This is a genomic window from Pseudomonas fluorescens, from assembly GCF_902498195.1.
Lineage (GTDB): Bacteria > Pseudomonadota > Gammaproteobacteria > Pseudomonadales > Pseudomonadaceae > Aquipseudomonas > Aquipseudomonas fluorescens_BU.
Genome location: NZ_CABVIY010000003.1, coordinates 225834 through 251025, shown reverse-complemented (window position 1 = coordinate 251025; position 25192 = coordinate 225834). Strand labels below are relative to the sequence as shown.

The window sequence follows — 25192 nt, the reverse complement described above, 5'->3', positions numbered from 1 at the left end:
AGCAAGCCCGCTCCCACAAAAGAACATGCATCGGCCAATCGGTAATAAAGGAGCCTCACATGAACACCCCATTCAACGCCCCAACCCCCAACCGCAAGATCCCGGTCACCATCCTCACCGGTTTCCTCGGGGCCGGTAAAACCACCCTGCTCAACTACATCCTCAAGGAAAACCACGGGCGCAAGATCGCCGTGATCGAAAACGAGTTCGGCGAAATCGGCATCGACGGCGACCTGGTGCTCAGCTCCGAAACCGAAGAGATCTACGAGATGGTCAACGGCTGCGTGTGCTGCACCGCCGAGGTTCGCGAGGACCTGGTGCGCATCGTCCGTGAACTGGTGGCGCGCCCGGTGCGGCTCGACCACATCCTGATCGAGACCAGCGGGCTGGCCGACCCGTACCCGGTGGCCCAGAGCTTTTTCATCAACGACCCGATTGCCGACGAAGTCGAACTCGACGCCATCGTGACCATGGTCGATGCCCGGCACATCGCCCAGCACCTGGAGGACCTGCAACTGGACGGCGTGGACAACCAAGCGGTGGATCAGATCGTCTGCGCCGACCGCATCGTCATCAACAAGGTCGACCTGGTCAGCGAGGCTGAAGTGACGGCGCTGAGCGAGAAGATCCGCGGATTGAACGCCACGGCGGATCTGGTGACGTCGACGTTCGCGCAGATCGATCTGTCGAAGATCCTCGGCATCGGTGCCTTCGAGTCGACGCAAAAGCTCATGGAGATTGGCGCCGAGCACGATCACCACGCCGATGAACACCACCACGACGAAGCCGATCATGAACACGACCCGAGCGTGTCGTCCGTCGGCATCGCGGTGGATGGCGCCGTCAATCTGGGTGCCTTCCACCGCTGGATCAGCGAGTTGCGCAGCGCCCAGGCCGACAACCTGTACCGCATGAAAGGCGTGCTGGCGGTCGCGGACCAGGACCAGCGCTACGTGCTGCAAGGGGTGCACAGCCTCGTCGAGTTCCGCGCCTCGACTTCATGGGGCAACGAACCGCGTTCCAGCAAGATTGTGTTCATCGGCCGCGACCTGGACCGCGCGGCGTTGAACCAGGGCTTTGCCGCCTGCCTGGCAGGCTGAAACGCAATCGGAGCCGGTGGATGGCGGTTCCGGGCATACACAACGAAATGCCTGATGCCAGTGCCTCATCCCTGTGGGAGCGGGCTTGCTCGCGAATGCGGTGTGTCAGCCAACACCAATGTTGAATGTCAGACCGCTTTCGCGAGCAAGTCGAATCGTCGCACCGCCGCTCCCACAGGGTCGGCGCAGCGCTTTGAACGGGCATCAGAACGAATACCCCTCTTTACCAATAACAACAGCTAGAGGTGATTCTCCATGTCGTCAGCCATTCCCGCTTCCACCGTCCACCCCGTCGACCAGGTGCTGTCGGTCCGGCAAATGCTCACCCTCGGCCTGCAACACATGGCCGTCTCGTACATCGGCGCCATCGCCGTGCCGCTGATTGTCGCCAGTGCCCTGAAAATGTCCCAGGCCGATACCGTGTCGCTGATCAGCACCACGCTGTTCTGCTCGGGCATCGCCACCCTGCTGCAAACCGTCGGCTTCTGGAAATTCGGCGTGCGCCTGCCGATTCTGCAGGGCGTGGCATTCAGCAGCGTCGGCCCGGTGATTGCCATCGGCAGCAACCCGGAGGTGGGGTTTGCCGGGGTCTGCGGGGCGGTGATCGGCGCGGGGATTTTCACCATGCTGGTGGCGCCGTTCGTGGGTCGGTTGCGACGTTACTTTCCGCCGGTGGTCACCGGTTGCATTGTCACGGTCATCGGCTTGCAGCTGTTTCCGATTGCCTATGAATGGGTCGGCGGTGGCCGCCATGCCAGCGATTTCGGCGCGCCGATGTACCTGGCAGTGGCGGCCGTGGTGTTGCTGACCATCCTGCTGGTCAATCGTTACGGCAGCCCGATGCTGCGCAACATGGCCGTGCTGATCGGCATGCTGACCGGCGCGGCACTGGCGTACGGCCTGGGCATGGGCAGCTTTCAGAGCGTGCAGGATTCACCCTGGCTGACCGTGCCCTACCCGTTCCACTTCGGCTTGCCGACCTTCAGCCTGATCCCCATCGCCACCATGGTGGTGGTGATGATCGTGCAGATGGTCGAGTCCATGGGGCTGTTCGTGGCCATCGGCGACATCGTCGACAAACCGGTGGAAGACAAACAGGTGATCAACGGCCTGCGGGCCAACGGCCTGGCCAGCACCATCGCCGGGATGTTTGCGGCGTTTCCGTTCATCGCCTTCATGGAAAACGTCGGCCTGGTGATCCTGACCGGTGTGCGCAGTCGCTGGGTGGTGGCGGTCAGCGGTTTGCTGATGTGCTCGGTGGCGCTGGTGCCCAAGGCCGGCGCGATCATCGCCTCGATGCCCACCGCGGCGCTCGGCGGTGCCGGCATCGCCATGTTCGGCGTGGTCGCGGCGGCCGGGATCCAGACCCTGGCCAAGGTCGACTACGAACGCAATCGCTACAACGTGCTGATTGTCGGTTTCACCATCGCCGCGGCCCTGGTGCCGGTGCTGGCGCCGGCCCTGTTCAAGCAGTTGCCCGAGTGGTCGCAGCCGTTCCTGCACAGCAGCGTGGTGATCGCCTGCCTGGTGTCGGTGCTGCTCAACGCCGCACTCAACGGTGTCAGCGTGCCTGATGCCGCCCCCGGTAAATCCGCCTCCCACAGCCTCTGACTGGAGCTGACCATGACTCAATTGCAAAACATCCTGATCAAGAACCCCGTCGCGGTCATGACCGGCCTGCGCGGCCCCCGTGCCCGGGCCGGCAGCGTCGACATCCGCATCGTCAACGGTCGCATCGCCGAAATGGCCGAGGGCCTGGAGGCGCAACCTGGAGAGCGGGTCATCGATGCACGCCACTCGGTGGTCTATCCGGGCTGGATCAATACCCACCATCACCTGTTCCAGAACCTGCTCAAAGCCGTGCCCGAAGGTTTGAACCAGGACCTGCAAGGCTGGCTGGCCAGCGTGCCCTACCCGCGCCTCAACCGCTTCACGCCACAGCTTGCCCGTATCGCCGCACGCCTGGGCATGGCCGAGTTGCTGCTGTCCGGCGTGACCACCTGCGCCGATCACCATTACCTCTACCACGCCAACGGCACCACCGAGACCGGTGACCTGCTGTTCGACATGGCCGACGAATTCGGCCTGCGCTTTGTGCTGTGCCGGGGCGGCGCACTGGAGTCGGCCAGCGCCCACCCCGGCTTCTCGAAAACCGCGCTGCAACCGGAAAGCCTGGAGCAGATGGTCGGTGACATCGAACGCCTGAAGTCGCGCTACCACCAGGACACGCCGGACGCCATGCGCCGGGTGGTGGTGGCGCCGACCACGCCGACCTTCTCCCTGCCCCCCACGCTGCTGCGCGAGCTGGCCCACACCGCACGGGGGCTGGGCCTGCGCTTGCATACGCATCTGTCGGAGACGCAGAACTACGTCAATTTCTGCCGGGAAAAATACAACTGCCTGCCGGTGGAATTCGTCGCCGAACACGAATGGCTCGGCCCGGACGTGTGGTTCGCCCATGCGGTGCATCTGCAACCGGGGGAGATCCGCATGCTCGCGCAAACCGGCACCGGCATCTCCCACTGCCCGGTGAGCAATGCGCGGTTGGGCAGCGGTGTCGCGCCAGTGCCGCAACTGTACGAGGCCGGCGTGCCGATATCCCTCGGGGTGGATGGCGTGGCGTCCAACGAATCCGGGAGCATGGTCGGTGAAGCCAACACCGCGTGGCTGATCCATCGCGCGCAGCAAGGCGCCTCGGCCACCACCGCCGAAGACGTCATCCATTGGGGCACGGCCGGTGGCGCGCAGGTGTTGGGGCTGGGCGCGGTGGGCACGCTGGAAGTGGGCCAGGCCGCGGACCTGGTGATCTATGGCCTGGACCACCCGCGCTTTTTCGGCTTCCACGACAGCGCCGTGGCGCCGGTGGTGGCAGGCGAACCCATTGCGGTGCGCTACAGCCTGGTCGGCGGACGGCTGGTGGTCGATGACGGGGTGATCCCGGGGCTGGACGTGCAGCAAATGCGCGCCGAGGCGTGGGATGGGGTGCGGCAGTTGATGAACATCGACGACTAAACCACGGCCTACGCAAACCCCGTGTGGGAGCGGGCTTGCTCGCGAAAGCGGTGTGTCATTCAACAGTGACGTCGACTGACACACCGACTTCGCGAGCAAGCCCGCTCCCACATTCGACCGAGCCCCAAACAGGAGAATTCCATGTCCGGACTCAACGACCTGCTGCACGCCATCGAATCCGCCGCCCAAGCCGGCGAAGAAACCATCCTCGCCACCGTGGTCAAGGTCGAAGGCTCGGCCTATCGCCGTCCTGGCGCGAGAATGCTCATCCCCCTGCACGGCCGCACCGTCGGCACCGTCAGCGGCGGTTGCCTGGAACAGGACCTGGCGAAAAAAGCCTGGTGGCTGACCGACGCCGGCGAGCCGGTGGTGCGCCGCTACAGCACCGGCGCCACCGAGGACGAGGACGACGAACACAGCGCCCTGACCTTCGGCCTCGGCTGCAACGGCACGGTGTTCGTGATGCTCGAACGCCTGCGGGCGAAGCAACCGCATGCCGCCATCGAACTGTTGCATCGGGTACGCGACACGCAACAACCCGCCGCCATGGCCACGGTCATTGCCACCTCGCGCAATGCCTCGGCGCGGGTCGGTGACCGGCTGCTGTCGGACACCGCGAGCGACTTGAGGAACCCGACGCTCAACCACGCCATCCGCCAGGACCTGCGCAAGACCCTGGCCGGGAAAAAGTCATCGCTGCGGCTCTACACCGATGCCCGTGGCGAAGTCGAAGTGTTCTTCGAATACCTCGCCCCGCCGCCGCGCCTGGTGATCTTCGGTGCCGGCCACGATGCCCAGCCGCTGGTGCGCATGGCCAAAGGGCTGAACTGGCACGTCAGCGTCATCGACAGCCGCAGCCACTTCGCCAGGCCCGAGCGCTTTCCCCAGGCCGACGCGGTGATCTTCGCAAGCCTGGACAACCCGTTCGACCTGCAACCCTTGATCGAGGGCGCCGCCGTCGCGGTGATGACCCACAGCTACCGTCAGGACCGGCATTGGCTCTCACAAGTGTTGCAAGGCGCGCCGGCCTACATCGGTCAACTGGGCCCCCGGGAGCGCACCGAGCGGTTACTGGCCGAGATCGGTCCGGGTTCCCCGGTGCTGCATTACCCGATGGGCCTGGACCTGGGGGGCGATGCCCCGGAAACGGTGGCGCTGGCGATTCTCGCGGAGATCACCGCCGTACAGAACCAGCGCCAGGGCGGGATGTTGAAACGGCGCAACAAGCCGATTCATCCGGTGGATCTGGCGATCAGTGAACGTCTTGAGGCGGTGCCCGCACAGATCGCGTGCACCGCTCAATAAAGCCGCTGTACGCGATTATTTCAAGCCGCCAGTTCCCCGTCGGCAATGGCCGCCGACGCCGCCAGCATCGCCCGCAACAACACCGCGCACCCCGCCGCCAGGTCATCCGGGGCGGCGTTTTCGATTTCGTTGTGGCTGATGCCGCCTTCACAGGGCACGAAAATCATCCCGGCCGGGCCGAGTTCGGCGAGGAAGATCGCGTCGTGGCCCGCGCCGCTGACGATGTCCATGTGCGACAGGCCCAGGCCCTGGGCGGCGCCACGAACGGCGGCGACGCAGCCCTTGTCGAAGTACAGCGGCGGGAAGTCGGCGGTGGGGGTCAGCTCGTAGCTCAGGCCGTGCTCCTCGCAGGTGGTCTCGATGACGTCGCGGACCTCGGCGATCATCGAATCCAGGCGTGCCGGTTCCAGATGACGGAAATCCAGGGTCATGCGCACTTCGCCGGGAATGACATTGCGCGACCCCGGATAGGCTTGCAGGCAACCGACGGTGCCGCAGGCGTGGGGTTGATGGCCGAGGGCGGCGCGATTGACGGCACCGACGATCACCGCGGCGCCGACCAGCGCGTCCTTGCGCAGGTGCATCGGGGTCGGCCCGGCGTGGGCCTCGACGCCGCGCAGCTTCAGGTCGAACCATTTTTGCCCGAGGGCGCCCATGACGACGCCGATGGTCTTGCGTTCGTCTTCGAGAATCGGCCCTTGCTCGATGTGCGCCTCGAAATAAGCCCCCACGGCGTGACCACTGACGGCACGCGGCCCGGCGTAGCCAATGGCATTCAGCGCCTCGCCCACGGTCACGCCATCGGCATCGACCTTGGCCAGGGTTTCCTCCAGGGTGAATTTCTCGGCAAACACGCCGGAGCCCATCATGCACGGAGCGAAGCGCGAGCCTTCTTCGTTGGTCCACACCACCACTTCCAGCGGCGCCTCGGTTTCCACGCCCAGGTCATTGAGGGTGCGCAGCACTTCGACACCGGCCAGCACGCCAAAGCAGCCGTCGAACTTGCCGCCCGTGGGCTGGGTGTCGATGTGGCTGCCGGTCATCACCGGTGGCAGGTTCGGATTGCGCCCCGGACGGCGGGCGAAGATGTTGCCCACGGCGTCGATGCTGACGGTGCAGCCGGCTTCTTCGCACCATTTGACGAAAATGTCGCGGGCCTGGCGGTCGAGATCGGTCAGCGCCAGGCGACAGACGCCGCCCTTGACCGTGGCGCCGAGCCTGGCCAGTTCCATGAGCGACTGCCACAGGCGATCGCGGTTGATGTGCTGATGGGTGGATTGCAGAACGTCTACGGCTGCGTTCATGGGGATCTCCTCAGGCTGTTCTTATAGGTTTCTTCAGGCAATTCCTGGGTGTTTGTACCGCCGCCTTCGCGAGCAAGCCCGCTCCCACAGTTGAAATGCATTCCTCCTGTGGGAGCGGGCTTGCTCGCGAAGGGGCCATCCGCTACACCGCCGATTTCACGGCAGACGGCTGCGCTCGCAGCGCGCACAACCCGTAGTAAATCAACCCGCCCAGCGCCGAGCCGGTGAACCAGCCGTAGCTGTAGAACCAGCTGAACGCATCGCTGCCCAGCGACAGCAGCGTCAGCACCACCGGCACGCCAAACGCGATAAAGCCATTCCAGTTCCACGCCGGATACACGTCATCGCGATAGAGACCGGCCAGGTCCAGCTGTTGTTTCTTGATCAGGAAATAGTCCACCACCATGATCCCGGCAATCGGCCCCAGCAGGCTGGAATAGCCCAGCAGCCAGTTGGAATAGACCGTCTCCAGACTGACGTCCGAAACGATCAGGCCAAGCTTCTTCAGCAGCTCGTGCCCCATCAGCAACAGGCCGACAAACCCGGTGAGCATCACGGCTTTGGTGCGGTTGATCACCTTGGGTGCGATGTTCTGGAAGTCGTTGGTCGGCGACACGATGTTGGCCGCCGTATTGGTGGACAGCGTGGCGATGATGATCAGCGCCATGGCCAGGGCGACCCAGACCGGGCTCTGGATATGGCCGATCAGTGTCACCGGGTCGGAGACCGTCACCCCGACCAGTTTCACCGAGGCGGCGGTCATGACCACGCCCAGTGCGGCGAACAGGAACATGGTCAGCGGCAAGCCCATGATCTGCCCGACGATCTGCGCCTTCTGGCTTTCGGCATAGCGGCTGAAATCCGGAATGTTCAGCGACAACGTGGCCCAGAACCCGACCATTGCGGTCAGCCCGGCGGCGAAGTAGCTGACCACGCTGGCGCCTTCGGGACGCTTGGCGGGAATCGCCAGCAACTCGGTCATCGACACGTTCGGCATGGCCCAGACCAGCAGCCCCACGCCCACCGCCACCAGCAGCGGCGCGGACAGGGTTTCCAGCCATTTGATCGACTCGGCGCCGCGAATCACCACCCACAGGTTCAGCGCCCAGAACGCCATGAACCCAAGGACTTCACCGGTGCCGCCCAGGGATTTCCAGCCCTCGAACACCGAGCCCAGGAACAGGTGGATGGCCAGGCCGCCGAACATCGTCTGGATACCGAACCAGCCGCACGCCACCAGGGCGCGGATCAGGCACGGGACGTTGGAACCGAGGATGCCGAACGACGAGCGCAGCAACACCGGGAACGGAATGCCGTACTTGGTGCCGGGAAAGGCGTTCAGGGTCAGCGGGATCAAAACGATGAGGTTGGCAAACAGGATCGCCAGCAGCGCTTCGCCGACGCTCAGGCCGAAATACGCCGTCAGGACGCCGCCGAGGGTGTAGGTCGGCACGCAGATCGACATGCCGACCCACAAGGCGGTGATGTGCCATTTGTTCCAGGTTCGTTCGCGCACCTTGGTCGGTGCCATGTCGTGGTTGTAACGGGGACTGTCGAGGACATCGCTGCCGGCTTCCAGCTCAAACAAGCCGTCGCGCTCGGTCACTTGCGATCTGATCTGTTGCATGGCCGCTCCACTGTTCTTCGAGTTATTTTTGCTCATCAGGGGCTGGCGACTTCAATAAGCGTGCCGGGCGCCCCGCTTGCGCATCGGGCAGTTCCATAAACACTTTTTAAGCAACTGATATTAATCAGTTTTATGAAGACAACTATTGAATCCCCGGCTTTTTTGCCCTCTCACTCAGGCCGAATGACAGGCAAGTTGTCCGGATCGTCAGGACTCAATGTGGTGCGTGGATCTTTTTTTCACCATTGCGCATCAACCATAGACCACGCACAAACAGCTGATTTCACATAGGAAATCTTGACCATATTTCGATCCTGTCAAGTGCGTCAAAATGGTGAGGACCCTCACCATTTTGGTGATTTTCGATTTACATCGTTAATTATCAATAACTTAAAACAGATATAAGCTTATAAAAAATATTCTTGCTGATTCCCGTAAGTGCAGCTAGCGTTTATTCCTGACAGCGCTGACAGGAATATGCCTGTTGACGATGGCTTCATATAAAACACCTAGAACCGGCATCAGCCGGTCATGCCTGCGAGGAATCCGGAATGTCTCTGTTGATCCGTGGCGCTACCGTTGTTACCCATGATGAAAGTTATCGCGCCGATGTGTATTGCGCAGACGGCGTGATCAAGGCAATCGGCGAAAACCTCGACCTTCCCGCAGGCGCCGAGGTCCTCGACGGCAGCGGCCAGTACCTGATGCCCGGTGGCATCGATCCGCACACCCATATGCAACTGCCCTTCATGGGCACCGTGGCCAGCGAAGACTTTTTCAGCGGCACGGCGGCGGGTCTGGCCGGTGGCACGACCTCGATCATCGACTTCGTCATACCCAATCCGCAGCAGTCGCTGATGGAAGCCTTCCATCAATGGCGTGGCTGGGCCGAGAAGTCTGCCTCCGATTACGGCTTCCACGTCGCCATCACCTGGTGGAGCGAACAGGTGCGCGAGGAAATGGCCGAGCTGGTGAGCCATCACGGGGTCAACAGCTTCAAGCATTTCATGGCTTACAAAAACGCGATCATGGCGGCGGACGACACCCTGGTGGCGAGTTTCGAGCGCTGCCTGGAACTGGGCGCGGTGCCCACCGTGCACGCGGAAAACGGCGAGCTGGTCTACCACCTGCAACGCAAACTGATGGCCCAGGGCATGACCGGGCCGGAGGCGCATCCGCTGTCGCGTCCTTCCCAGGTCGAAGGCGAAGCCGCAAGCCGGGCGATCCGCATTGCCGAAACCCTCGGCACGCCGCTGTACCTGGTGCACGTCTCGACCAAGGAAGCCCTGGACGAAATCACCTATGCCCGGGCCAAGGGCCAGCCGGTCTACGGCGAGGTGCTGGCCGGGCATCTGCTGCTGGACGACAGCGTCTATCAACACCCGGACTGGCAGACCGCCGCCGGTTACGTTATGAGCCCGCCGTTCCGTCCGCGCGGCCATCAGGAAGCGCTCTGGCACGGCCTGCAAGCCGGCAACCTGCACACCACCGCCACCGATCACTGCTGCTTCTGCGCCGAGCAGAAAGCGGCGGGCAAGGACGATTTCAGCAAGATCCCCAATGGCACCGCCGGCATCGAAGACCGCATGGCAGTGCTCTGGGATGAAGGGGTGAACACCGGGCGTTTTTCGATGCAGCAGTTCGTCGCCCTGACCTCGACCAACACCGCGAAGATCTTCAACCTTTACCCACGCAAAGGCGCGATCCGCGTGGGCGCCGATGCCGACTTGGTGCTGTGGGACCCGCAAGGCACGCGCACGATTTCGGCCAAGACCCATCACCAGCAGGTCGACTTCAACATCTTCGAAGGCAAGACCGTGCGCGGCGTGCCCAGCCACACCATCAGCCAGGGCCGGGTGGTCTGGGCCGACGGCGACCTGCGCGCCGAGCGCGGCGCCGGGCGGTACATCGAACGGCCGGCATATCCGGCGGTGTTTGATTTACTGAGCAAGCGGGCCGAGTTGAATCAGCCGGTTGCCGTGAAGCGCTGAGATCGAGGCCTTCGGCCTTCGCGAGCAAGCCCGCTCCCACAGGGTTACGCATTCCAGATGTGGGAGCGGGCTTGCTCGCGAAGAGGCCCGCCCAGACAACAAAAAACTCAATGCCCACCAGAGGCATAACCTCCATCACCGTGAGGCCAAGACCGTGATCAAGACCCTGACCCATCTCCCGCATCCCTACGAGAACGCGGCCGCCCTCGCCGGCCACTTCACGGACCTCGCGCCGCCACTCAACGACCGCCAGGCCCACCTGGAAGCCTCGCGCTGCCTGTATTGCTACGACGCGCCGTGCGTGAATGCCTGCCCCAGCGAAATCGACATCCCCTCGTTCATCCGCAACATCCACCAGGACAACGTTCAGGGCGCGGCGCAGAAAATCCTCTCGGCGAACATCCTCGGCGGCAGTTGCGCCCGGGTCTGCCCGACGGAAATCCTCTGCCAGCAAGCCTGCGTGCGTAATAACGCCCATGAATGCGCACCGGTGCTCATCGGTTTGTTGCAGCGCTACGCCGTGGACAACGCCCATTTCAGCCAACACCCGTTCTCCCGCGCCGCCGCCACCGGCAAGCGCATTGCCGTGGTCGGTGCCGGCCCGGCCGGGCTGTCCTGCGCCCATCGCAGCGCCATGCACGGCCATGACGTGGTGATTTTCGAAGCCAGGGAAAAAGCCGGCGGCCTGAATGAATACGGCATCGCCAAGTACAAGCTGGTGGACGATTACGCGCAGAAGGAACTGGACTTCCTGCTGGAGATCGGCGGCATTGAAATCCGCCATGGGCAAAAACTCGGGGAAAACCTGAGCCTGAGCGAGCTGCATCAACAGTTCGATGCGGTGTTCCTCGGCCTCGGCCTGGCTGCCAGCAAGCAGCTTGGTCTGCTGCATGAAGACGCGCCCGGCCTCGTCGCCGCCACCGATTACATCCGTGAACTGCGCCAGGCCGACGACCTGACCCAGTTGCCACTGGCTGACCACTGCATCGTGCTAGGCGCCGGCAATACCGCGATCGACATGGCGGTGCAAATGGCCCGCCTCGGTGCCCATGACGTCAACCTGGTGTACCGCCGTGGCGTCGAAGACATGGGGGCGACCCACCACGAACAGGACATCGCCAAGGCCAATCAGGTGCGCCTGTTGACCTGGGCGCAACCGGAAGACGTGTTGCTCGATGACCAGGGCAACGTGCGTGGCATGCGCTTCGCCCGCACCCATCTCGTCGAAGGCCGGCTGCAAACCACTGGCGAAACCTTCGAACTGGCCGCCGATGCGATCTTCAAGGCCATCGGCCAAACCTTCGACTCAAGCGCCCTCGCCGACCCGCTGGCCCGCGAACTCAAGCGCCAGGGCGATCGCATTCAGGTGGACGAACAACTGCGCACCAGCATCCCCGGCGTGTATGCCGGCGGTGACTGCACCAGCCTCGACCAGGACCTCACCGTGCAGGCGGTGCAGCACGGCAAACGCGCCGCCGAGGCCATCCATGCTCAACTGATGCTCAATGTGGAGGCTGCGTAAATGGCCGATCTGTCGATTGTCTTCGCTGGCATCAAGTCCCCCAACCCATTCTGGCTGGCCTCCGCGCCGCCGACCGACAAGGCCTACAACGTGGTCCGCGCCTTCGAGGCCGGCTGGGGCGGCGTGGTCTGGAAAACCCTGGGTGAAGACCCGGCGGCGGTCAACGTGTCGTCGCGTTACTCCGCGCACTTCGGGGCGAATCGTGAAGTGCTGGGTTTCAATAACATCGAATTGATCACCGACCGCTCGCTGGAGATCAACCTGCGGGAAATCACCCAGGTGAAGAAGGACTGGCCGGACCGCGCCTTGATCGTGTCGTTGATGGTGCCCTGCGTCGAAGAGTCCTGGAAACACATCCTGCCGCTGGTCGAAGCCACCGGCGCCGACGGCATCGAACTGAATTTCGGCTGCCCCCACGGCATGCCGGAACGCGGCATGGGCGCGGCGGTCGGCCAGGTGCCGGAGTACGTCGAACAGGTCACCCGCTGGTGCAAGACCTATTGTTCGCTGCCGGTAATCGTCAAGCTCACGCCAAACATCACCGACATCCGCGTCGCCGCCCGTGCGGCGCACCGGGGCGGTGCCGATGCGGTGTCGCTGATCAACACCATCAACTCGATCACCAGCGTCAACCTGGAGCGCATGGTCGCCAATCCCGTGGTTGGCAGCCAGAGCACCCATGGCGGCTACTGCGGTTCGGCGGTCAAGCCGATTGCCCTGAACATGGTCGCCGAAATCGCCCGCGACCCGCAGACCCAAGGACTGCCCATCAGCGGCATCGGCGGCATCGGCAACTGGCGCGACGCCGCGGAATTCATCGCCCTGGGCAGCGGCTCGGTGCAGGTGTGCACGGCGGCCATGCTGCATGGCTTCCGGATTGTCGAGGAGATGAAGGACGGGTTGTCGCGCTGGATGGACAGTCAGGGCTACGCCAGCATTTCAGAATTTTCCGGGCGCGCGGTGGCCAATACCACCGACTGGAAGTACCTGGACATCAACTATCAAGTGATCGCGAAGATTGACCAGGAGGCCTGCATCGGTTGCGGCCGCTGTCACATCGCCTGCGAAGACACCTCGCACCAGGCGGTGGCCAGCCTGAAAAAGGCCGATGGTACGCATGCGTACGAGGTGATCGATGAGGAATGCGTAGGCTGCAACCTGTGCCAGATCACCTGCCCGGTGCAGGATTGCATCGAGATGGTGCCGGTGGAGACCGGGAAGCCGTTCCTGGACTGGAATCATGATCCGAGGAATCCGTATCACGTTGCCGTTTGATCGTTAACTATCAAGAGATCGCAGCCTCGTTTCACTCGACAGCTCCTACAAGGGAATGTGAACGCCTGTAGGAGCTGTCGAGTGAAACGAGGCTGCGATCTTTTGATTCAAGGCTCCAACCCGATCCCCCGCAAAATCACACTCGTGACCGTTTGCACCGCCCGCTCGAACTGCATGTCCGACAGCGGCTGATGGTCATTCAGAATATTCACCTGATGGTCAAAGTCGGCGTAGTGCTGGGTCGAGGCCCAGATCATGTACAGCAGGCTCGACGGCTCCACCGGCAGGATGCGTTTGTCGTCCACCCACTGGCGGATCTTCGCTTCCTTCATCTTGGCCCAGTCGTACAGGCTGGCATCCAGCGCCTCGCCCAGGGTCGGCGCGCCGTGGATGATTTCGTTGGCCCAGACTTTGGAACCGTAGGGCCGGCTGCGGGAGTGGTTCATCTTGGCGCGGATGTAGCTGCTGAGCACCACGCGCGGGTCGTCGAACATCTCGAAGCACAGCGCGTCCTGCTTCCACACTTCCAGCAGGTCGAACAGCACCGCGCTGTACAACTCGGTCTTGGTACTGAAGTAGTAATGCAGATTGGAGCGCGGCAGTTGCACCTCGGCGGCGATGTCGGCCATGGCGGTGCTGCCAAAGCCTTTTTCGGCGAAGACCTTCTCGGCACCCAGCAGAATTTTCTCGACGTTACTGCGACGGATCTCGATCTTGTGATTGCCCATGAGGGCTCCCTGACAACAGCGTTAAACAAGACTAGCATCCGCACTGCTCGCCGCGACAGGGCCGCAGCCATGAACCCATCACTTCACCAAGACAATCACAATGAAACTGATTGAACTCGAAGACGAATACACCCGCCTCACCCTCGCCCCCGAACTCGGCGCGAGCATCGTCAACTGGAGCGTGCGCAGCACCGGCCAACCCCTGCTGCGTCACACCGACGCGCCGGCGCTGCACAGCGGCCTGCCCGGCAAGCTCGGCTGTTTTCCCCTGGCGCCCTGGTCCAATCGCATCGCCGAAGGCGGCTTCGACTGCCCCGATGGCTGGCTGGCGCTGACGCCCAACAGCCCCGGCGATCCGCTGCCGATCCACGGCACGGCCTGGCAACAAGCGTGGCAGGTGGTTTCGCACCGCCACGATGAAGTCGTGCTGCAACTCGACAGCACCACGCCCTTCGCTTATCGCGCCCGGCAACGCTTGCACCTGAGCCAGGGCCGCCTGGGCATTGAGCTGCAAGTCACTCATCTGGCCGCCCGCCCGGCCTGGCATGGGCTCGGCCTGCACCCCTATTTTCCGCGCCTGGCCAGCACTCGCCTGCAGGCACACGCCGAACAGGTCTGGTTGTGTGAGGCGTCCAGATTGCCGACCGGGCTTGCCAGCGTACCCGCGCCATGGGATTTCCGGCAGCTGCAAGCATTGCCCGAGACGCTGGTCGATAACGGCTTTTGCCAATGGAACGGCCACTGCCTGATCCGGCAACCTGACCTGGGTTACGAACTGGAGTGCCAGGCCAGCGGTAGCGACTACTACCTGCTCTACTGCCCGCCTGGCCTGGATTTTTTCTGCCTGGAACCGGTCAGCCACCCGGTCAACGCGCACCACTTGCCGGGTCGGCCGGGCTTGCGACTACTGGAGCAAGGCCAGTCCACGGAACTGGGTTTCAGCCTGCGCTACCGGGCGCTTCAGGCCGGCGCCGCCAACAGCTGACTCAACACCGCGCGCAACTTGCCAGGCTTCACCGGTTTGTTCAGCAGTGGCGCCTCCAGACGTTGCAGCGAGCGCCGGCACTGGTCGGTGCGATCGGCGGTGATGATCACCGCGGGGATACGCTGGTGGAAATGCTCGCGCAGATGGCGCACCACATCGCAGCCAACCACCGCGTGATCGAGGTGGTAGTCCGCCAGAATCAGTTCCGGTGCCCGTCCGGCCAGCGCCGCCAGGGCCGAGGCTTCGTCGGTGGCCGTGACGACTTCGCAGCCCCACTGGCCGAGCAACGCGCTCATGCTTTCAAGAATGCTCAATTCATTGTCCAGCACCAGCAAACGTCGGCCCGGCAACGGGTTACCGGTGACGGGCTGGGGCGCAGCCTGGTCGATCGGCAACGGGATGTCATGGGACAGCGGCACATCGATGCTGAACATCGAACCGCGCCCCGGCAGCGAATGCACGCCGATGGGGTAACCGAGGATCCGGGCGATGCGCTCGACAATCGCCAGCCCCAGGCCCACGCCCTTGCGGTCGGCGGCGCGGCCGACATCCAGTTGATTGAATTCGAGGAAGATCGAGTCGAGCCGGTCCGCCGCGATCCCGCGCCCGGTGTCCCACACCTCCAGACGCAAATACTCGCCCCGCCGTCGGGCGCCGAGCAGGATGCTGCCCTCGTCGGTATAGCGGCAGGCATTGCTGAGAAAGTTGCGCAGAATGCGTGTCATCAGGCGCAAGTCGGTGCTGATGGCGTAATCGCCCGTGTGCACCCGCAGGTTCAAGCCCGCCGCCTGGGCAACGGACTGGAACTCCGAGACCAGCGGGCCGAGCAACTCATCCAGGCGGTAAAGTGCAATGTCCGGCTTGACCGCCGCCTGGTCGAGCCGGGAAATGTCCAGCAGATCGGTGAGCAGGTCTTCAGCCCCTTCCAGCGCCTGGTGCGTGCGCTCGACCAGCACCTGCTCCACCTCCGGCAACTGCCGCTCGCGCAGGGTCGAGATCAGCAAGCGCGCGGCGTTCAGCGGTTGCAGCAGGTCATGGCTGGCCGCCGCCAGGTACTTGTCCTTGCTGCGGTTGGCGGCTTCGGCGGCATCACGGGCATCGCGCAGGGCCTGGGCGATCTGTTTACGCTGGGTGATCTGCTGCTGCAGGTTGCGGTTGGCTTCCAGCAGTTCATCGGTGCGCGCAGCGACGCGCTGCTCCAGTTCGTCATTGAGTTGTTGCAGGCGCTGCTGAGCCTGCACGCGCTCTGTGATATCGGCGACGAACCCTTCCACCAGCCCTTCCTGGCCGGGCTTGAGCAACAGGTTCATCAACACGTCGAGGTGGCTGCCGTCCTTGCGGCGCAAGCGGGTTTCGTAGCCGTGCAGGCTGCGTTGCCGCTTGAGGAGGTCGCCAATGGTTTCCAGTTCCTGCGCCCCACCGGCGAACAGGTGGCTGGCCAGGTCATTCAGGGAAAACAGCACCTCCTGCGGGTCCTGGTAGCCGAGCATGTGCGCCAGTGCCGGATTCGCGGCGCGCAGGCCCTCGTGCAGGCTGGCCTGGAAGATCCCGTGGACGGCGTTTTCGAACAGCCATTTGTAGCGGTTCCGCTCCGCCTCCAGCTCATCCAGGCGCGCCGCCAGTTCCGGGTAATGACTCTTGCGCGCCGAGTGGCTGCCCAGTCCCAGCAGCCCGGCCAGGGCCCGTTGTTGTTCGTCAGAGGGCTTCGCCATAGACGACCTCGACGTCACGCTGGCTGGACTCGCGCGGGTTGGTCAGGATGCACGGGTCATCCATGGCGTGCTGCGACAGGAACGGAATGTCAGAGGTCCTGACCCCATGCAAGCCGAGGGTTTCGTGGAAGCCGATCGCATGTTTCAGGGCGATCAGGTGTTCCACCAGGCGCCCGCAGATTTGCCGCTGGTTGAGACCCCGGCAATCGATACCGAAGGTCTCGGCGATCACTTTGAAACGCTCCGGCGCCGAGCTGTAGTTGAACGCCACGACGTGCTCCACCAGCACCGCGTTGCACAGGCCGTGGGGCAAGTCGAGAAAACCGCCCAGGCTGTGGGACATCGCATGCACCGCGCCGAGGATCGCGTTGGAGAACGCCAGCCCGGCCTGCATGCTGCCGAGCATGATTTTTTCGCGCAGGGCGATGTCCGTCGGGTTGGCGATCATCTGCACCAGGTTGCCATTGATCAGGCGCATCGCCTCCAGCGCATGGGGATCGGTCAGGGGCCCGTGACCGGTGGACACGAAGGCTTCGATGGCGTGCACCAGGGCATCGATGCCGGTACAGGCCGAAAGAAACGGGTCCATGCTCAGGGTGGTTTCCGGGTCGATCAGCGAGACGTCCGGCACCACCGCCTTGCTGACGATGGAGAACTTCATGCGTTCCTGCTGATTGGAGATGATCACGAATTGCGAGACATCGGCCGAAGTGCCGGCGGTGGTCGGAATCAGGATCAACGGCGGGCTGGGCACGCGGATGGTGTCCACCCCTTCGAATTCGAGGATGCTGCGGCCATGGGCGACGACAATGCCGATGCCTTTGCCGCAATCCATCGGGCTGCCACCGCCGACAGCGACGATCACATCGCAGTGGTTTTCCCGGTACAGCTCGGCACCGAGCATGACTTCTTCAACCCGGGGGTTGGGCGAGACGGCGCTGTAAAGGCAGTACTCGATGCCCAGCGCTTGCAGGCTGGCCTCGACATCCGCCACCCAACCGGCGGCAATCACCCCCGGATCGCTGACCACCAGCACCTTGCGCGCACCAAAGGTCTTGGCGTAGTTGCCGACGTTGTGCCGGCAGCCGGCACCGAAGATGATTTCAGGCGAGACGAATTTACGCAGTTGGCTGAGACTCTGGCTCATTGGAAAGCCTGTTTTTTATTGTTTTGGAATGTAACAGCCACACTAACGCATCCGGCGCTGAATGCAATCAGACCAATGGCTGGACTCACCGTAGATCCCCTGTGGGAGCGGGCTTGCTCGCGAAAGCGGTGCGTCAGTCGGCAGATTCTCTCGCTGACACACCGCTTTCGCGAGCAAGCCCGCTCCCACAAGGGATTTGCGGTGTTTGATCTAGCCGCGGTAGATCAGCCGCGAAGCCTTCTCGTTGCGCAGCGTCAGGTGTTCCATGCCCAGCCCCGGCGCCTCGGCCTCCTCCCGCGCCTTGAGGATCACCCCATGGTGCGGCGATTTGCTGCACACCGGGTCGGCGTTCTCGGCATCGCCGGTCAGCATGAAGGCCTGGCAGCGGCAGCCGCCCAGGTCCTTGTGCTTCTCATCGCAGGAGCGACACGGCTCCTTCATCCACGCATCGCCGCGAAAGCGGTTGAAGCCGAACGAATCGTTCCAGATGTGCGAAATGCTGTGTTCACGCACGTTGGGAAACTGCACCGGCAATTGCCGGGCGCTATGGCAAGGCAACGCCGTGCCGTCGGGGGTGATGTCGAGAAACAGGTTGGCCCAGCCGTTCATGCAGGTCTTGGGGCGTTCCTCGTAGTAGTCCGGGGTGACGAAGATCAGCTTGCACGGGTGCCCCTGGTCCTCCAGTCGCTCACGGTACTCGTTGGTGATGCGCTCGGCGCGTTGCAATTGCTCACGGGTCGGCAGCAGACCGACGCGGTTGAGCTCGGCCCAGCCATAGAACTGGCAGGTGGCCAACTCGACGAAATCCGCCTCCAGCTCCAGGCACAGGTCAATGATCCGGTCGATGCGGTCGATGTTGTGCCGGTGGGTGACGAAGTTCAGCACCATCGGGTAGCCCTGGGCTTTCACCGCCCGGGCCATGGCGAGTTTCTGCGCGAAGGCCTTGCGCGAGCCGGCCAGCATGTTGTTCACCGCCTCGTCGGCGGCCTGGAAACTGATCTGGATATGATCGAGCCCGGCATCCTTGAAATCGCGCACCTTCTGCTCGGTCAGGCCGATGCCCGAGGTGATCAGGTTGGTGTAGTAGCCCATGCCCCGCGCGGCCTTGATCAGCTCGGCCAGGTCCTGGCGCACCAGCGGTTCGCCACCGGAAAAGCCCAGTTGGGCGGCGCCCATCTCCCGCGCCTCGCGGAAGACCCGAATCCACTCTTCGGTGCCCAGTTCCTCGCCGTGTCGGGCGAAGTCCAGCGGATTGGAGCAATACGGGCATTGCAGCGGGCAGCGGTAGGTCAGCTCCGCCAGCAGCCACAACGGCGGCCCCGGCAGCGCTTCACTCGATCCAGAATTGCGCATGGGCCACCTCCAGGAACGCCAGCACATCCTCGTCAATCCCCGGCACGCCGGGGAAATCCGCCGTCAGCCGGTCAATGATCGCCGCGACGCTGCGCTGGCCGTCCAGCAGTTCGAGAATCTGCGCGGCACTGGCGTTGAGCTTGATCATGCCTTCGGGGTACAGCAGCACGTGACAGTCCTGGCGCGGTTCCCATTGCAGACGAAAACCCCGGCGCAACGACGGTGACAGCTCGCGGTCGATCAGGCTCACAGGGCAATCCCCCGATGCCAGACGTTGTCACGGGTGACGGTGTGATACGGCGGGCGCTCCAGCTCGTAGGCCATGCTCATGGCGTCGAGCATGCTCCACAGCACATCCAGCTTGAATTGCAGGATCTCGAGCATGCGTTGCTGGGCCTCAAGGGTGACGTAGTGCGCCAGGGTGATGCGCAAGCCGTGCTCGACATCGCGCCGGGCCTGGCCCAACCGCGTGCGGAAGTAGTCGTAGCCGGCGACGTCGATCCACGGGTAATGGGTCGGCCACGCGTCGAGCCGCGATTGATGGATCTGCGGCGCGAACAGTTCGGTCAGCGAGCTGCTGGCCGCTTCCTGCCAGCAGGCACGCCGGGCGAAATTGACGTAGGCGTCCACGGCGAAACGGACGCCGGGCAGCACCAGCTCTTGCGACAGTATTTGCTCGCGATCCAGCCCCACCGCTTCGCCCAGGCGCAGCCAGGCTTCGATGCCGCCTTCGCTGCCGGGGGCGCCGTCGTGATCGAGGATGCGTTGCAGCCATTCCCGGCGCACATCGCGGTCCGGGCAGTTGGCAAGGATGGCGGCGTCCTTGAGCGGGATGTTGACCTGGTAGTAGAAGCGATTGGCAACCCAGCCCTGGATCTGCTCGCGGGTGGCCTGCCCGGCGTACATGGCTTGGTGGAACGGGTGATGGATGTGGTAGTAGGCGCCCTTGGCGCGCAGGGCCTGCTCGAATTCGGCGGGGGTCATTGTCATGATTGTTCTCCTGGAAGCTCTGCTGTGTCGGGTCTGGCCCCTTCGCGAGCAAGCCCGCTCCCACTGGGTTTTGTGTGCACCCGCCATCCACTGTGGGAGCGGGCTTGCTCGCGAAGAGGCCAGTCGCTACAACACAATATCCATGCCGTCATACGCCACCTCGATCCCCCGCCGCTCCAGCAGCGCCCGCTCCGCCGAGTCTTCGTCGAGGATCGGGTTGGTGTTGTTGATGTGAATCAGCACCTTGCGCTGGCGAGGAAATCCTTCCAGCACTTCCAGCATGCCGCCGGGCCCGCTTTGCGCCAGATGCCCCATTTCGCTGCCCAGGCTCTGGCCGACTTCGCACAGGCGCATCTCGTCATCGCGCCACAGCGTGCCGTCCAGCACCAGGCAATCGGCGCGCTGCATCCAGTCCAGCAGTTCGTCGTCGACCTGCCCCAGGCCCGGCGCGTAGAACAGCGAGGCGCCGCTGCGCTGGTCTTCAATGAACAGGCCGATGGTGTCGCCCGGCTGCGGATGGCCCCGGTTGGGCGAGTACGGCGGTGCGTTGCTGACCAGGGGAATTGCGCGAAATTGCAGGTGCGCGCAGGTCGGAATGTAGAACGGCTCACGCGTGAGCCCTATGGGTTGCCACTGCAATCCGCCGTTCCAGTGGCTGAGCATGGTGAACAGCGGGAAGCCGCTGCTGAGGTCCTGATGGACCCGCTCGGTGCACCAGACATCATGCGGGCACCCTTCGCGCAGGCTCAGCAGACCGGTGCAGTGATCGATCTGGCTGTCCATCAACACCACTGCGGCAATGGCGCTATCACGCAAGCGGCGGGCCGGTTGCAGCGGCGGGAAACTGTCGAGTTGCGCGCGAATGTCCGGCGAAGCGTTGCACAGCACCCAGTCCACGCCGTTGTCGCTCAGGGCGATTGACGACTGCGTGCGCCGCTGGGCACGCAGGCTGCCGTTGCGCACGCCGGCGCACTGGCGGCAGTTGCAGTTCCACTGCGGAAAACCACCACCGGCGGCGGAGCCGAGGACGCGGATGTGCATGGGCAATGCTCCAGAAGGCAGGCCCGGCCAACGCAACGGCTGGCCGGGTGGTCAATCAACGGTTGGCGAAATACATCGTCACTTCGAAGCCAATGCGCAGATCGGTAAACGCGGGTTTAGTCCACATGGGTCATTCCTCTTCTTGTGCCGGGCGATTCCGGTAGCACCATTAATGCACGCTGCGCCGGGTGCCCGAATGCTACTTTCGAAGGAGGTTCGGGGGTGCGTTGGTAGGGGGTATCAGACACTCAAACCAATGTGGGAGCGGGCTTGCTCGCGAAAGCGGAGTGTCAGTCAACCCATATGTTGAATGTGACGCCGCCTTCGCGAGCAAGCCCGCTCCCACAATTTGTTTTGTGGTGAATTTAGAAAATCAGAAGAACCCGAGCGGGTTGATGTCGTAGCTCACCAGCAGGTTCTTGGTCTGCTGGTAATGGTCGAGCATCATCTTGTGATTCTCCCGCCCGACGCCGGATTTCTTGTAGCCACCGAACGCCGCATGCGCCGGGTACAGGTGGTAGCAGTTGGTCCACACGCGCCCGGCCTTGATCGCCCGGCCCATGCGGTAGGCGCGGTTGATGTCGCGGGTCCAGAGGCCGGCGCCGAGGCCGAATTCGGTGTCGTTGGCAATCGCCAGGGCTTCGGCCTCATCCTTGAAGGTGGTGACGCCCACCACCGGACCAAAGATTTCTTCCTGGAACACGCGCATGTTGTTGGTGCCCTTGAGCAGCGTCGGCTGGATGTAATAGCCGCTGGACAGATCGCCCTCCAGGCGTTCGGCCGCGCCACCGGTGAGCAGCTGGGCGCCCTCTTCCTGGGCGATGGTCAGGTACGAGAGGATCTTGTCGTACTGCTGCTCCGACGCCTGGGCGCCGACCATGGTCTCGGTGTCGAGCGGGTTGCCACGCTTGATCTTGACGATCTTCTTCATGACTTCGGCCATGAACGGCTCGTAGATCGACTCCTGCACCAACGCCCGGGACGGACAGGTGCACACCTCGCCCTGGTTGAAGAACGCCAGCACCAGGCCTTCGGCGGCCTTTTCGATGAACGCAGGTTCGGCGTTCATGATGTCTTCGAAGAAGATGTTCGGCGACTTGCCGCCCAGTTCCACGGTGCTGGGAATGATGTTCTCGGCGGCGCAATGCATGATGTGCGCGCCGACCGGGGTCGAGCCGGTGAAGGCGATCTTGGCGATGCGCTTGCTGGTGGCCAGCGCCTCGCCGGCTTCGCGACCGAAACCCTGGACGATGTTCAGCACGCCCGCCGGCAGCAAGTCGGCAATCAGTTCGGCGAAGACCATGATCGACAGCGGCGTCTGCTCGGCCGGCTTGAGCACGATGCAGTTGCCCGCGGCCAGGGCCGGCGCGAGTTTCCAGGCGGCCATCAGCAGCGGGAAGTTCCATGGAATGATCTGCCCGACCACGCCCAACGGCTCGTGGAAGTGGTAGGCGGTGGTCAGTTCGTTGATCTCGGCGGCGCCGCCTTCCTGGGCGCGGATGCAACCGGCGAAGTAGCGGAAATGGTCGGCCGCCAGCGGCACGTCGGCGTTGAGGGTTTCACGCACCGCCTTGCCGTTGTCCCAGGTTTCGGTGACGGCGAGGATTTCCAGGTTCTGTTCGATGCGGTCGGCGATTTTCAGCAACACCCGCGAGCGGTCCTGGGCCGAGGTCTTGCCCCAGGCGTCAGCGGCGGCATGGGCGGCGTCGAGGGCCTTGTCGATGTCGGCGGCGCCGGAGCGCGGGAATTCGGCGATCACTTCGCCGTTGACCGGCGAGGTATTGGTGAAGTATTCGCCATTGACCGGCGCGACGAATTCGCCGCCGATGAAGTTGCCGTAGCGCGGCTTGAAGGAAACGACGGCGCCGGGTGTTCCGGGTTGGGCGTAGATCATGATGGGCCTCTGTCTGGGTCGATGCCTGTCGTGTCGACGGGCGATGAACCGATACTAGAGAGCCCCGCGCGCCAGACGAATGCATCGTTGGCAGGAGGGGCTCTCGTTATTTGGTCGTAGGTTTTGCACAAATCCAGATGTGGGAACAATCCCTGTGGGAGCGAGCCTGCTCGCGAAAGCGGTGTGTCATTCAGCCTATGGGTGGCTGACACGACGCCTTCGCGAGCAGGCTCGCTCCTACAGGGGGGGCGGTGTGATTAATGCTTGGCCACGAGGTCCTTGGGCAGCTTGAAGGTCCAGAGCATGCCGCCCTGGTTGAAGTCTTTCACCCGCTTGGCCACTTCGCCGCCCCACAGCGGCACGGCGCCGCCCCAGCCGGAGAGCACCGAGACGTACTGCTCGCCGTCCATTTCCCAGGTCACGGGCGAACCCAGTACGCCGGAACCGGTCTGGAATTCCCAGACCTTTTCACCGGTCTTGGCATTGAACGCCTGCAGGAAGCCTTCCGGCGTGCCGGTGAACACCAGGTTGCCTTTGGTGGTCAGCACCCCGCCCCACAGCGGCGCGAAGTTCTTGTGGCGCCAGACTTCCTTGCCGGTTTTCGGATCGATGGCCCGCAGCACGCCGATGTAGTCTTCGTTCAGCGGCTTGATGGTGAACCCGGCGCCGAGGAAGGCCGCGCCTTTCTTGTAGGCGATGCCCTCGTTCCAGATGTCCATGCCCCACTCGTTGGACGGCACGTAGAACAACCCGGTGTCACGGTTGTAGGCCATCGGCATCCAGTTCTTGGCGCCGAGGAACGCCGGCGCGACGAACACCGAGCTGCCCTTGGCTTCGGAACCCGGGGCGCCGGGGCGGCTGGCTTCGTTGTAGATCGGCCGGCCGGCCTTATCCAGGCCGGTGGCCCAGGTGATCTTGTCGACAAACGGGAAGCCACGGATGAATTTGCCGTTGGTGCGATCCAGCACGTAGAAAAAGCCGTTACGGTCGGCGGTGGCCGCTGCCTTGATTTCCTTGCCGCCTTCGCTGTAGTTGAACGACACCAGCTCGTTCACGCCGTCATAGTCCCAACCGTCGTGGGGCGTGCTCTGGAAATGCCATTTGATGGTGCCATCGTCCGGGTTGAGCGCCAGGCGCGACGACGAGTAGAGGTTGTCGCCCGGGCGCAGGTGCGAGTTCCACGGCGCCGGGTTGCCGGTGCCGAACAGCAACAGGTTGGTTTCCGGGTCGTAGTAGCCACCCAGCCAGGGTGCCGCGCCGCCGGTCTTCCACAGGTCCCCCGGCCAGGTCTTGCCCGCCTCGCCGCCGGAGATGCCGTTTTCCACGGCCTTGCCATCCTTGTACAGGTAGCCCATGTGGCCTTCGACCGTCGGCCGGGTCCACAGCAGGTCGCCGTTTTTCGGGTCGTAGGCCTCGATCTTGCCGACCACGCCGAACTCGCCACCGGCCACCCCGGTGATCAGCTTGCCGTTGATCACCAGCGGCGCGGCGCTGATCGAGTAGCCTTCCTTGTGGTCGGCGACTTTCTTGCTCCAGACCACCTTGCCGGTGTCCTTGTTCAGCGCCACGAGCTTGGCGTCGAGGGTGCCGAAGATCACCAGGTCGCCGTACAGCGCGACGCCACGGTTGATCACGTCGCAGCACGGGCGAATGTCATCGGGCAGGCGCGCGTCGTATTGCCAGAGTTTCTTGCCGGTGCGCGCATCCACCGCGAACACCCGCGAGTAGGAGCCGGTCATGTACATCACACCGTCCTTGATCATCGGCTGCGCCTGTTGCCCGCGCTGCTTCTCGCCACCGAAGGAGAACGCCCACGCCGGTCGCAGCTCCTTGACGTTGTCGACGTTGAGAATGTCCAGCGGGCTGTAGCGCTGGCCCTGGACGCCCAGGCCGTTGGTGACGATCTGCTCGGGGTTCTTGGGGTCCTGGAGAATGTCCTGGTCGGAAACCCCGGCCAATGCCTGGCCGGACAACAGCATGGCACTGAGCAACATGCTCAAGACGAAGGGCTGGCGACGTACGGGTTGAGTCATGACGGCTTCCTCTGCGGTTTTTGTTGTTCCCGGGAAATTTTCCCGGTCTGGTGCAGATTCTTGGGCGCCGCCGCCCGGACAACAATTGCCCGCAATGTGGAGATTTCTAGTTCCTTGGTACAGGTTCAGATGATCGCTCCTCTGTGGGAGCGAGCCTGCTCGCGAAGGCGCCG

General features: G+C 63.5%; 20 protein-coding genes. 8 read left to right on the top strand and 12 right to left on the bottom strand.

The features are described from left to right. The first annotated feature begins 59 nt into the window (after window positions 1–59). The 4 genes from F8N66_RS12055 to F8N66_RS12030 all read left to right on the top strand — a co-directional run bounded on the left by F8N66_RS12055 (window position 60) and on the right by F8N66_RS12030 (window position 5417). Window positions 60–1100, top strand: a complete 1041-nt coding sequence (locus F8N66_RS12055) for a CobW family GTP-binding protein (protein WP_150770382.1) — start codon at window positions 60–62, stop codon at window positions 1098–1100. 255 nt (window positions 1101–1355) lie between these two features. Further along, window positions 1356–2711, top strand: a complete 1356-nt coding sequence (locus tag F8N66_RS12045) for a nucleobase:cation symporter-2 family protein (protein WP_150770381.1) — start codon at window positions 1356–1358, stop codon at window positions 2709–2711. 12 nt (window positions 2712–2723) lie between these two features. Then, entirely contained in the window at window positions 2724–4112 is a 1389-nt protein-coding gene (locus F8N66_RS12040) for an amidohydrolase family protein (RefSeq protein ID WP_150770380.1), read from the top strand. Between the two features lie 141 nt (window positions 4113–4253). Next, window positions 4254–5417: an XdhC family protein gene (locus F8N66_RS12030; protein WP_150770379.1), complete on the top strand. Its 1164-nt coding sequence runs from the start codon at window positions 4254–4256 to the stop codon at window positions 5415–5417. 20 nt (window positions 5418–5437) lie between these two features. Here the strand turns inward: F8N66_RS12030 and F8N66_RS12025 are convergent, their stop codons facing one another. Together F8N66_RS12025 and F8N66_RS12020 are read right to left on the bottom strand one after the other, a co-directional pair. Beyond that, on the bottom strand, window positions 5438–6721 hold the full coding sequence (locus tag F8N66_RS12025) for a Zn-dependent hydrolase (protein ID WP_150770378.1): 1284 nt from the start codon (window positions 6719–6721) through the stop codon (window positions 5438–5440). A gap of 142 nt (window positions 6722–6863) precedes the next feature. Next, window positions 6864–8348 (bottom strand): NCS1 family nucleobase:cation symporter-1, encoded by a 1485-nt coding sequence (locus tag F8N66_RS12020; protein ID WP_150770377.1) that lies wholly within the window; start codon window positions 8346–8348, stop codon window positions 6864–6866. Window positions 8349–8899: 551 nt separating this feature from the next. On the opposite strand from F8N66_RS12020, the gene hydA reads away from it, so the two are divergent. The 3 genes from hydA to preA all read left to right on the top strand — a co-directional run bounded on the left by hydA (window position 8900) and on the right by preA (window position 13136). Beyond that, window positions 8900–10339: a dihydropyrimidinase gene (hydA, locus tag F8N66_RS12015; protein WP_150770376.1), complete on the top strand. Its 1440-nt coding sequence runs from the start codon at window positions 8900–8902 to the stop codon at window positions 10337–10339. Between the two features lie 154 nt (window positions 10340–10493). After that, window positions 10494–11861, top strand: a complete 1368-nt coding sequence (locus F8N66_RS12010; RefSeq protein ID WP_150770375.1) for an NAD(P)-dependent oxidoreductase — start codon at window positions 10494–10496, stop codon at window positions 11859–11861. Next, entirely contained in the window at window positions 11862–13136 is a 1275-nt protein-coding gene (gene preA, locus F8N66_RS12005; RefSeq protein ID WP_150770374.1) for an NAD-dependent dihydropyrimidine dehydrogenase subunit PreA, read from the top strand. It begins immediately after the preceding gene. A gap of 107 nt (window positions 13137–13243) precedes the next feature. Here preA and F8N66_RS12000 read toward each other — a convergent pair whose 3' ends face one another. Next, window positions 13244–13864, bottom strand: a complete 621-nt coding sequence (locus F8N66_RS12000) for a TetR/AcrR family transcriptional regulator (protein ID WP_150770373.1) — start codon at window positions 13862–13864, stop codon at window positions 13244–13246. 100 nt (window positions 13865–13964) lie between these two features. Between F8N66_RS12000 and F8N66_RS11995 the strand changes: the two genes are divergently transcribed. Continuing rightward, a complete protein-coding gene (locus tag F8N66_RS11995; protein ID WP_150770372.1) occupies window positions 13965–14849 on the top strand; it encodes an aldose 1-epimerase in 885 nt (294 codons plus the stop codon). Here the strand turns inward: F8N66_RS11995 and F8N66_RS11990 are convergent. The 9 genes from F8N66_RS11990 to F8N66_RS11940 all read right to left on the bottom strand — a co-directional run bounded on the left by F8N66_RS11990 (window position 14825) and on the right by F8N66_RS11940 (window position 25019). Then, window positions 14825–16561 (bottom strand): NahK/ErcS family hybrid sensor histidine kinase/response regulator, encoded by a 1737-nt coding sequence (locus F8N66_RS11990; RefSeq protein WP_150770371.1) that lies wholly within the window; start codon window positions 16559–16561, stop codon window positions 14825–14827. The two genes, F8N66_RS11995 and F8N66_RS11990, sit on opposite strands and share 25 nt — an antisense overlap. Next, window positions 16545–17708 (bottom strand): alcohol dehydrogenase-like regulatory protein ErcA, encoded by a 1164-nt coding sequence (ercA, locus tag F8N66_RS11985; RefSeq protein WP_150770370.1) that lies wholly within the window; start codon window positions 17706–17708, stop codon window positions 16545–16547. The genes F8N66_RS11990 and ercA overlap by 17 nt, the downstream gene beginning before the upstream one ends. 210 nt (window positions 17709–17918) lie before the next feature. Then, window positions 17919–19061 (bottom strand): pyrroloquinoline quinone biosynthesis protein PqqE, encoded by a 1143-nt coding sequence (gene pqqE, locus F8N66_RS11975; protein ID WP_150770368.1) that lies wholly within the window; start codon window positions 19059–19061, stop codon window positions 17919–17921. Next, window positions 19039–19311: a pyrroloquinoline quinone biosynthesis peptide chaperone PqqD gene (gene pqqD, locus F8N66_RS11970; RefSeq protein WP_150770367.1), complete on the bottom strand. Its 273-nt coding sequence runs from the start codon at window positions 19309–19311 to the stop codon at window positions 19039–19041. The genes pqqE and pqqD overlap by 23 nt, the downstream gene beginning before the upstream one ends. Further along, window positions 19308–20051, bottom strand: coding sequence for a pyrroloquinoline-quinone synthase PqqC (gene pqqC / locus F8N66_RS11965; protein ID WP_150770366.1), 744 nt, complete (start codon window positions 20049–20051; stop codon window positions 19308–19310). The genes pqqD and pqqC overlap by 4 nt, the downstream gene beginning before the upstream one ends. A 126-nt stretch (window positions 20052–20177) precedes the next feature. Then, a complete protein-coding gene (gene pqqB / locus F8N66_RS11960) occupies window positions 20178–21092 on the bottom strand; it encodes a pyrroloquinoline quinone biosynthesis protein PqqB (RefSeq protein WP_150770365.1) in 915 nt (304 codons plus the stop codon). Between the two features lie 55 nt (window positions 21093–21147). After that, window positions 21148–21219 carry a pyrroloquinoline quinone precursor peptide PqqA gene (gene pqqA, locus F8N66_RS11955; RefSeq protein ID WP_003253598.1) on the bottom strand — a complete coding sequence of 24 codons (72 nt, stop codon included), beginning with the start codon at window positions 21217–21219 and terminating at the stop codon, window positions 21148–21150. Window positions 21220–21465: 246 nt separating this feature from the next. After that, a complete protein-coding gene (locus tag F8N66_RS11945; protein ID WP_150770364.1) occupies window positions 21466–22986 on the bottom strand; it encodes an aldehyde dehydrogenase family protein in 1521 nt (506 codons plus the stop codon). 257 nt (window positions 22987–23243) lie between these two features. Beyond that, window positions 23244–25019 carry a PQQ-dependent methanol/ethanol family dehydrogenase gene (locus F8N66_RS11940; protein WP_150770363.1) on the bottom strand — a complete coding sequence of 592 codons (1776 nt, stop codon included), beginning with the start codon at window positions 25017–25019 and terminating at the stop codon, window positions 23244–23246. Window positions 25020–25192: the final 173 nt, after the last annotated feature.

Bases quoted from the DNA above. Each gene is read 5' to 3' on its own strand.
- F8N66_RS12045 (WP_150770381.1), top strand. From the start codon at position 1,356: ATGTCGTCAGCCATTCCCGCTTCCACCGTCCACCCCGTCGACCAGGTG.
- F8N66_RS12040 (WP_150770380.1), top strand. From the start codon at position 2,724: ATGACTCAATTGCAAAACATCCTGATCAAGAACCCCGTCGCGGTCATG.
- pqqE (WP_150770368.1), bottom strand. From the start codon at position 19,061: ATGCGCAATTCTGGATCGAGTGAAGCGCTGCCGGGGCCGCCGTTGTGG.
- pqqC (WP_150770366.1), bottom strand. From the start codon at position 20,051: ATGACAATGACCCCCGCCGAATTCGAGCAGGCCCTGCGCGCCAAGGGC.
- F8N66_RS11945 (WP_150770364.1), bottom strand. From the start codon at position 22,986: ATGATCTACGCCCAACCCGGAACACCCGGCGCCGTCGTTTCCTTCAAG.
- F8N66_RS12030 (WP_150770379.1), top strand. From the start codon at position 4,254: ATGTCCGGACTCAACGACCTGCTGCACGCCATCGAATCCGCCGCCCAA.
- hydA (WP_150770376.1), top strand. From the start codon at position 8,900: ATGTCTCTGTTGATCCGTGGCGCTACCGTTGTTACCCATGATGAAAGT.
- F8N66_RS12020 (WP_150770377.1), bottom strand. From the start codon at position 8,348: ATGCAACAGATCAGATCGCAAGTGACCGAGCGCGACGGCTTGTTTGAG.
- ercA (WP_150770370.1), bottom strand. From the start codon at position 17,708: ATGAGCCAGAGTCTCAGCCAACTGCGTAAATTCGTCTCGCCTGAAATC.
- F8N66_RS12055 (WP_150770382.1), top strand. From the start codon at position 60: ATGAACACCCCATTCAACGCCCCAACCCCCAACCGCAAGATCCCGGTC.
- F8N66_RS12025 (WP_150770378.1), bottom strand. From the start codon at position 6,721: ATGAACGCAGCCGTAGACGTTCTGCAATCCACCCATCAGCACATCAAC.
- F8N66_RS11940 (WP_150770363.1), bottom strand. From the start codon at position 25,019: ATGACTCAACCCGTACGTCGCCAGCCCTTCGTCTTGAGCATGTTGCTC.
- F8N66_RS12000 (WP_150770373.1), bottom strand. From the start codon at position 13,864: ATGGGCAATCACAAGATCGAGATCCGTCGCAGTAACGTCGAGAAAATT.
- F8N66_RS11995 (WP_150770372.1), top strand. From the start codon at position 13,965: ATGAAACTGATTGAACTCGAAGACGAATACACCCGCCTCACCCTCGCC.
- F8N66_RS11990 (WP_150770371.1), bottom strand. From the start codon at position 16,561: ATGGCGAAGCCCTCTGACGAACAACAACGGGCCCTGGCCGGGCTGCTG.
- pqqB (WP_150770365.1), bottom strand. From the start codon at position 21,092: ATGCACATCCGCGTCCTCGGCTCCGCCGCCGGTGGTGGTTTTCCGCAG.
- preA (WP_150770374.1), top strand. From the start codon at position 11,862: ATGGCCGATCTGTCGATTGTCTTCGCTGGCATCAAGTCCCCCAACCCA.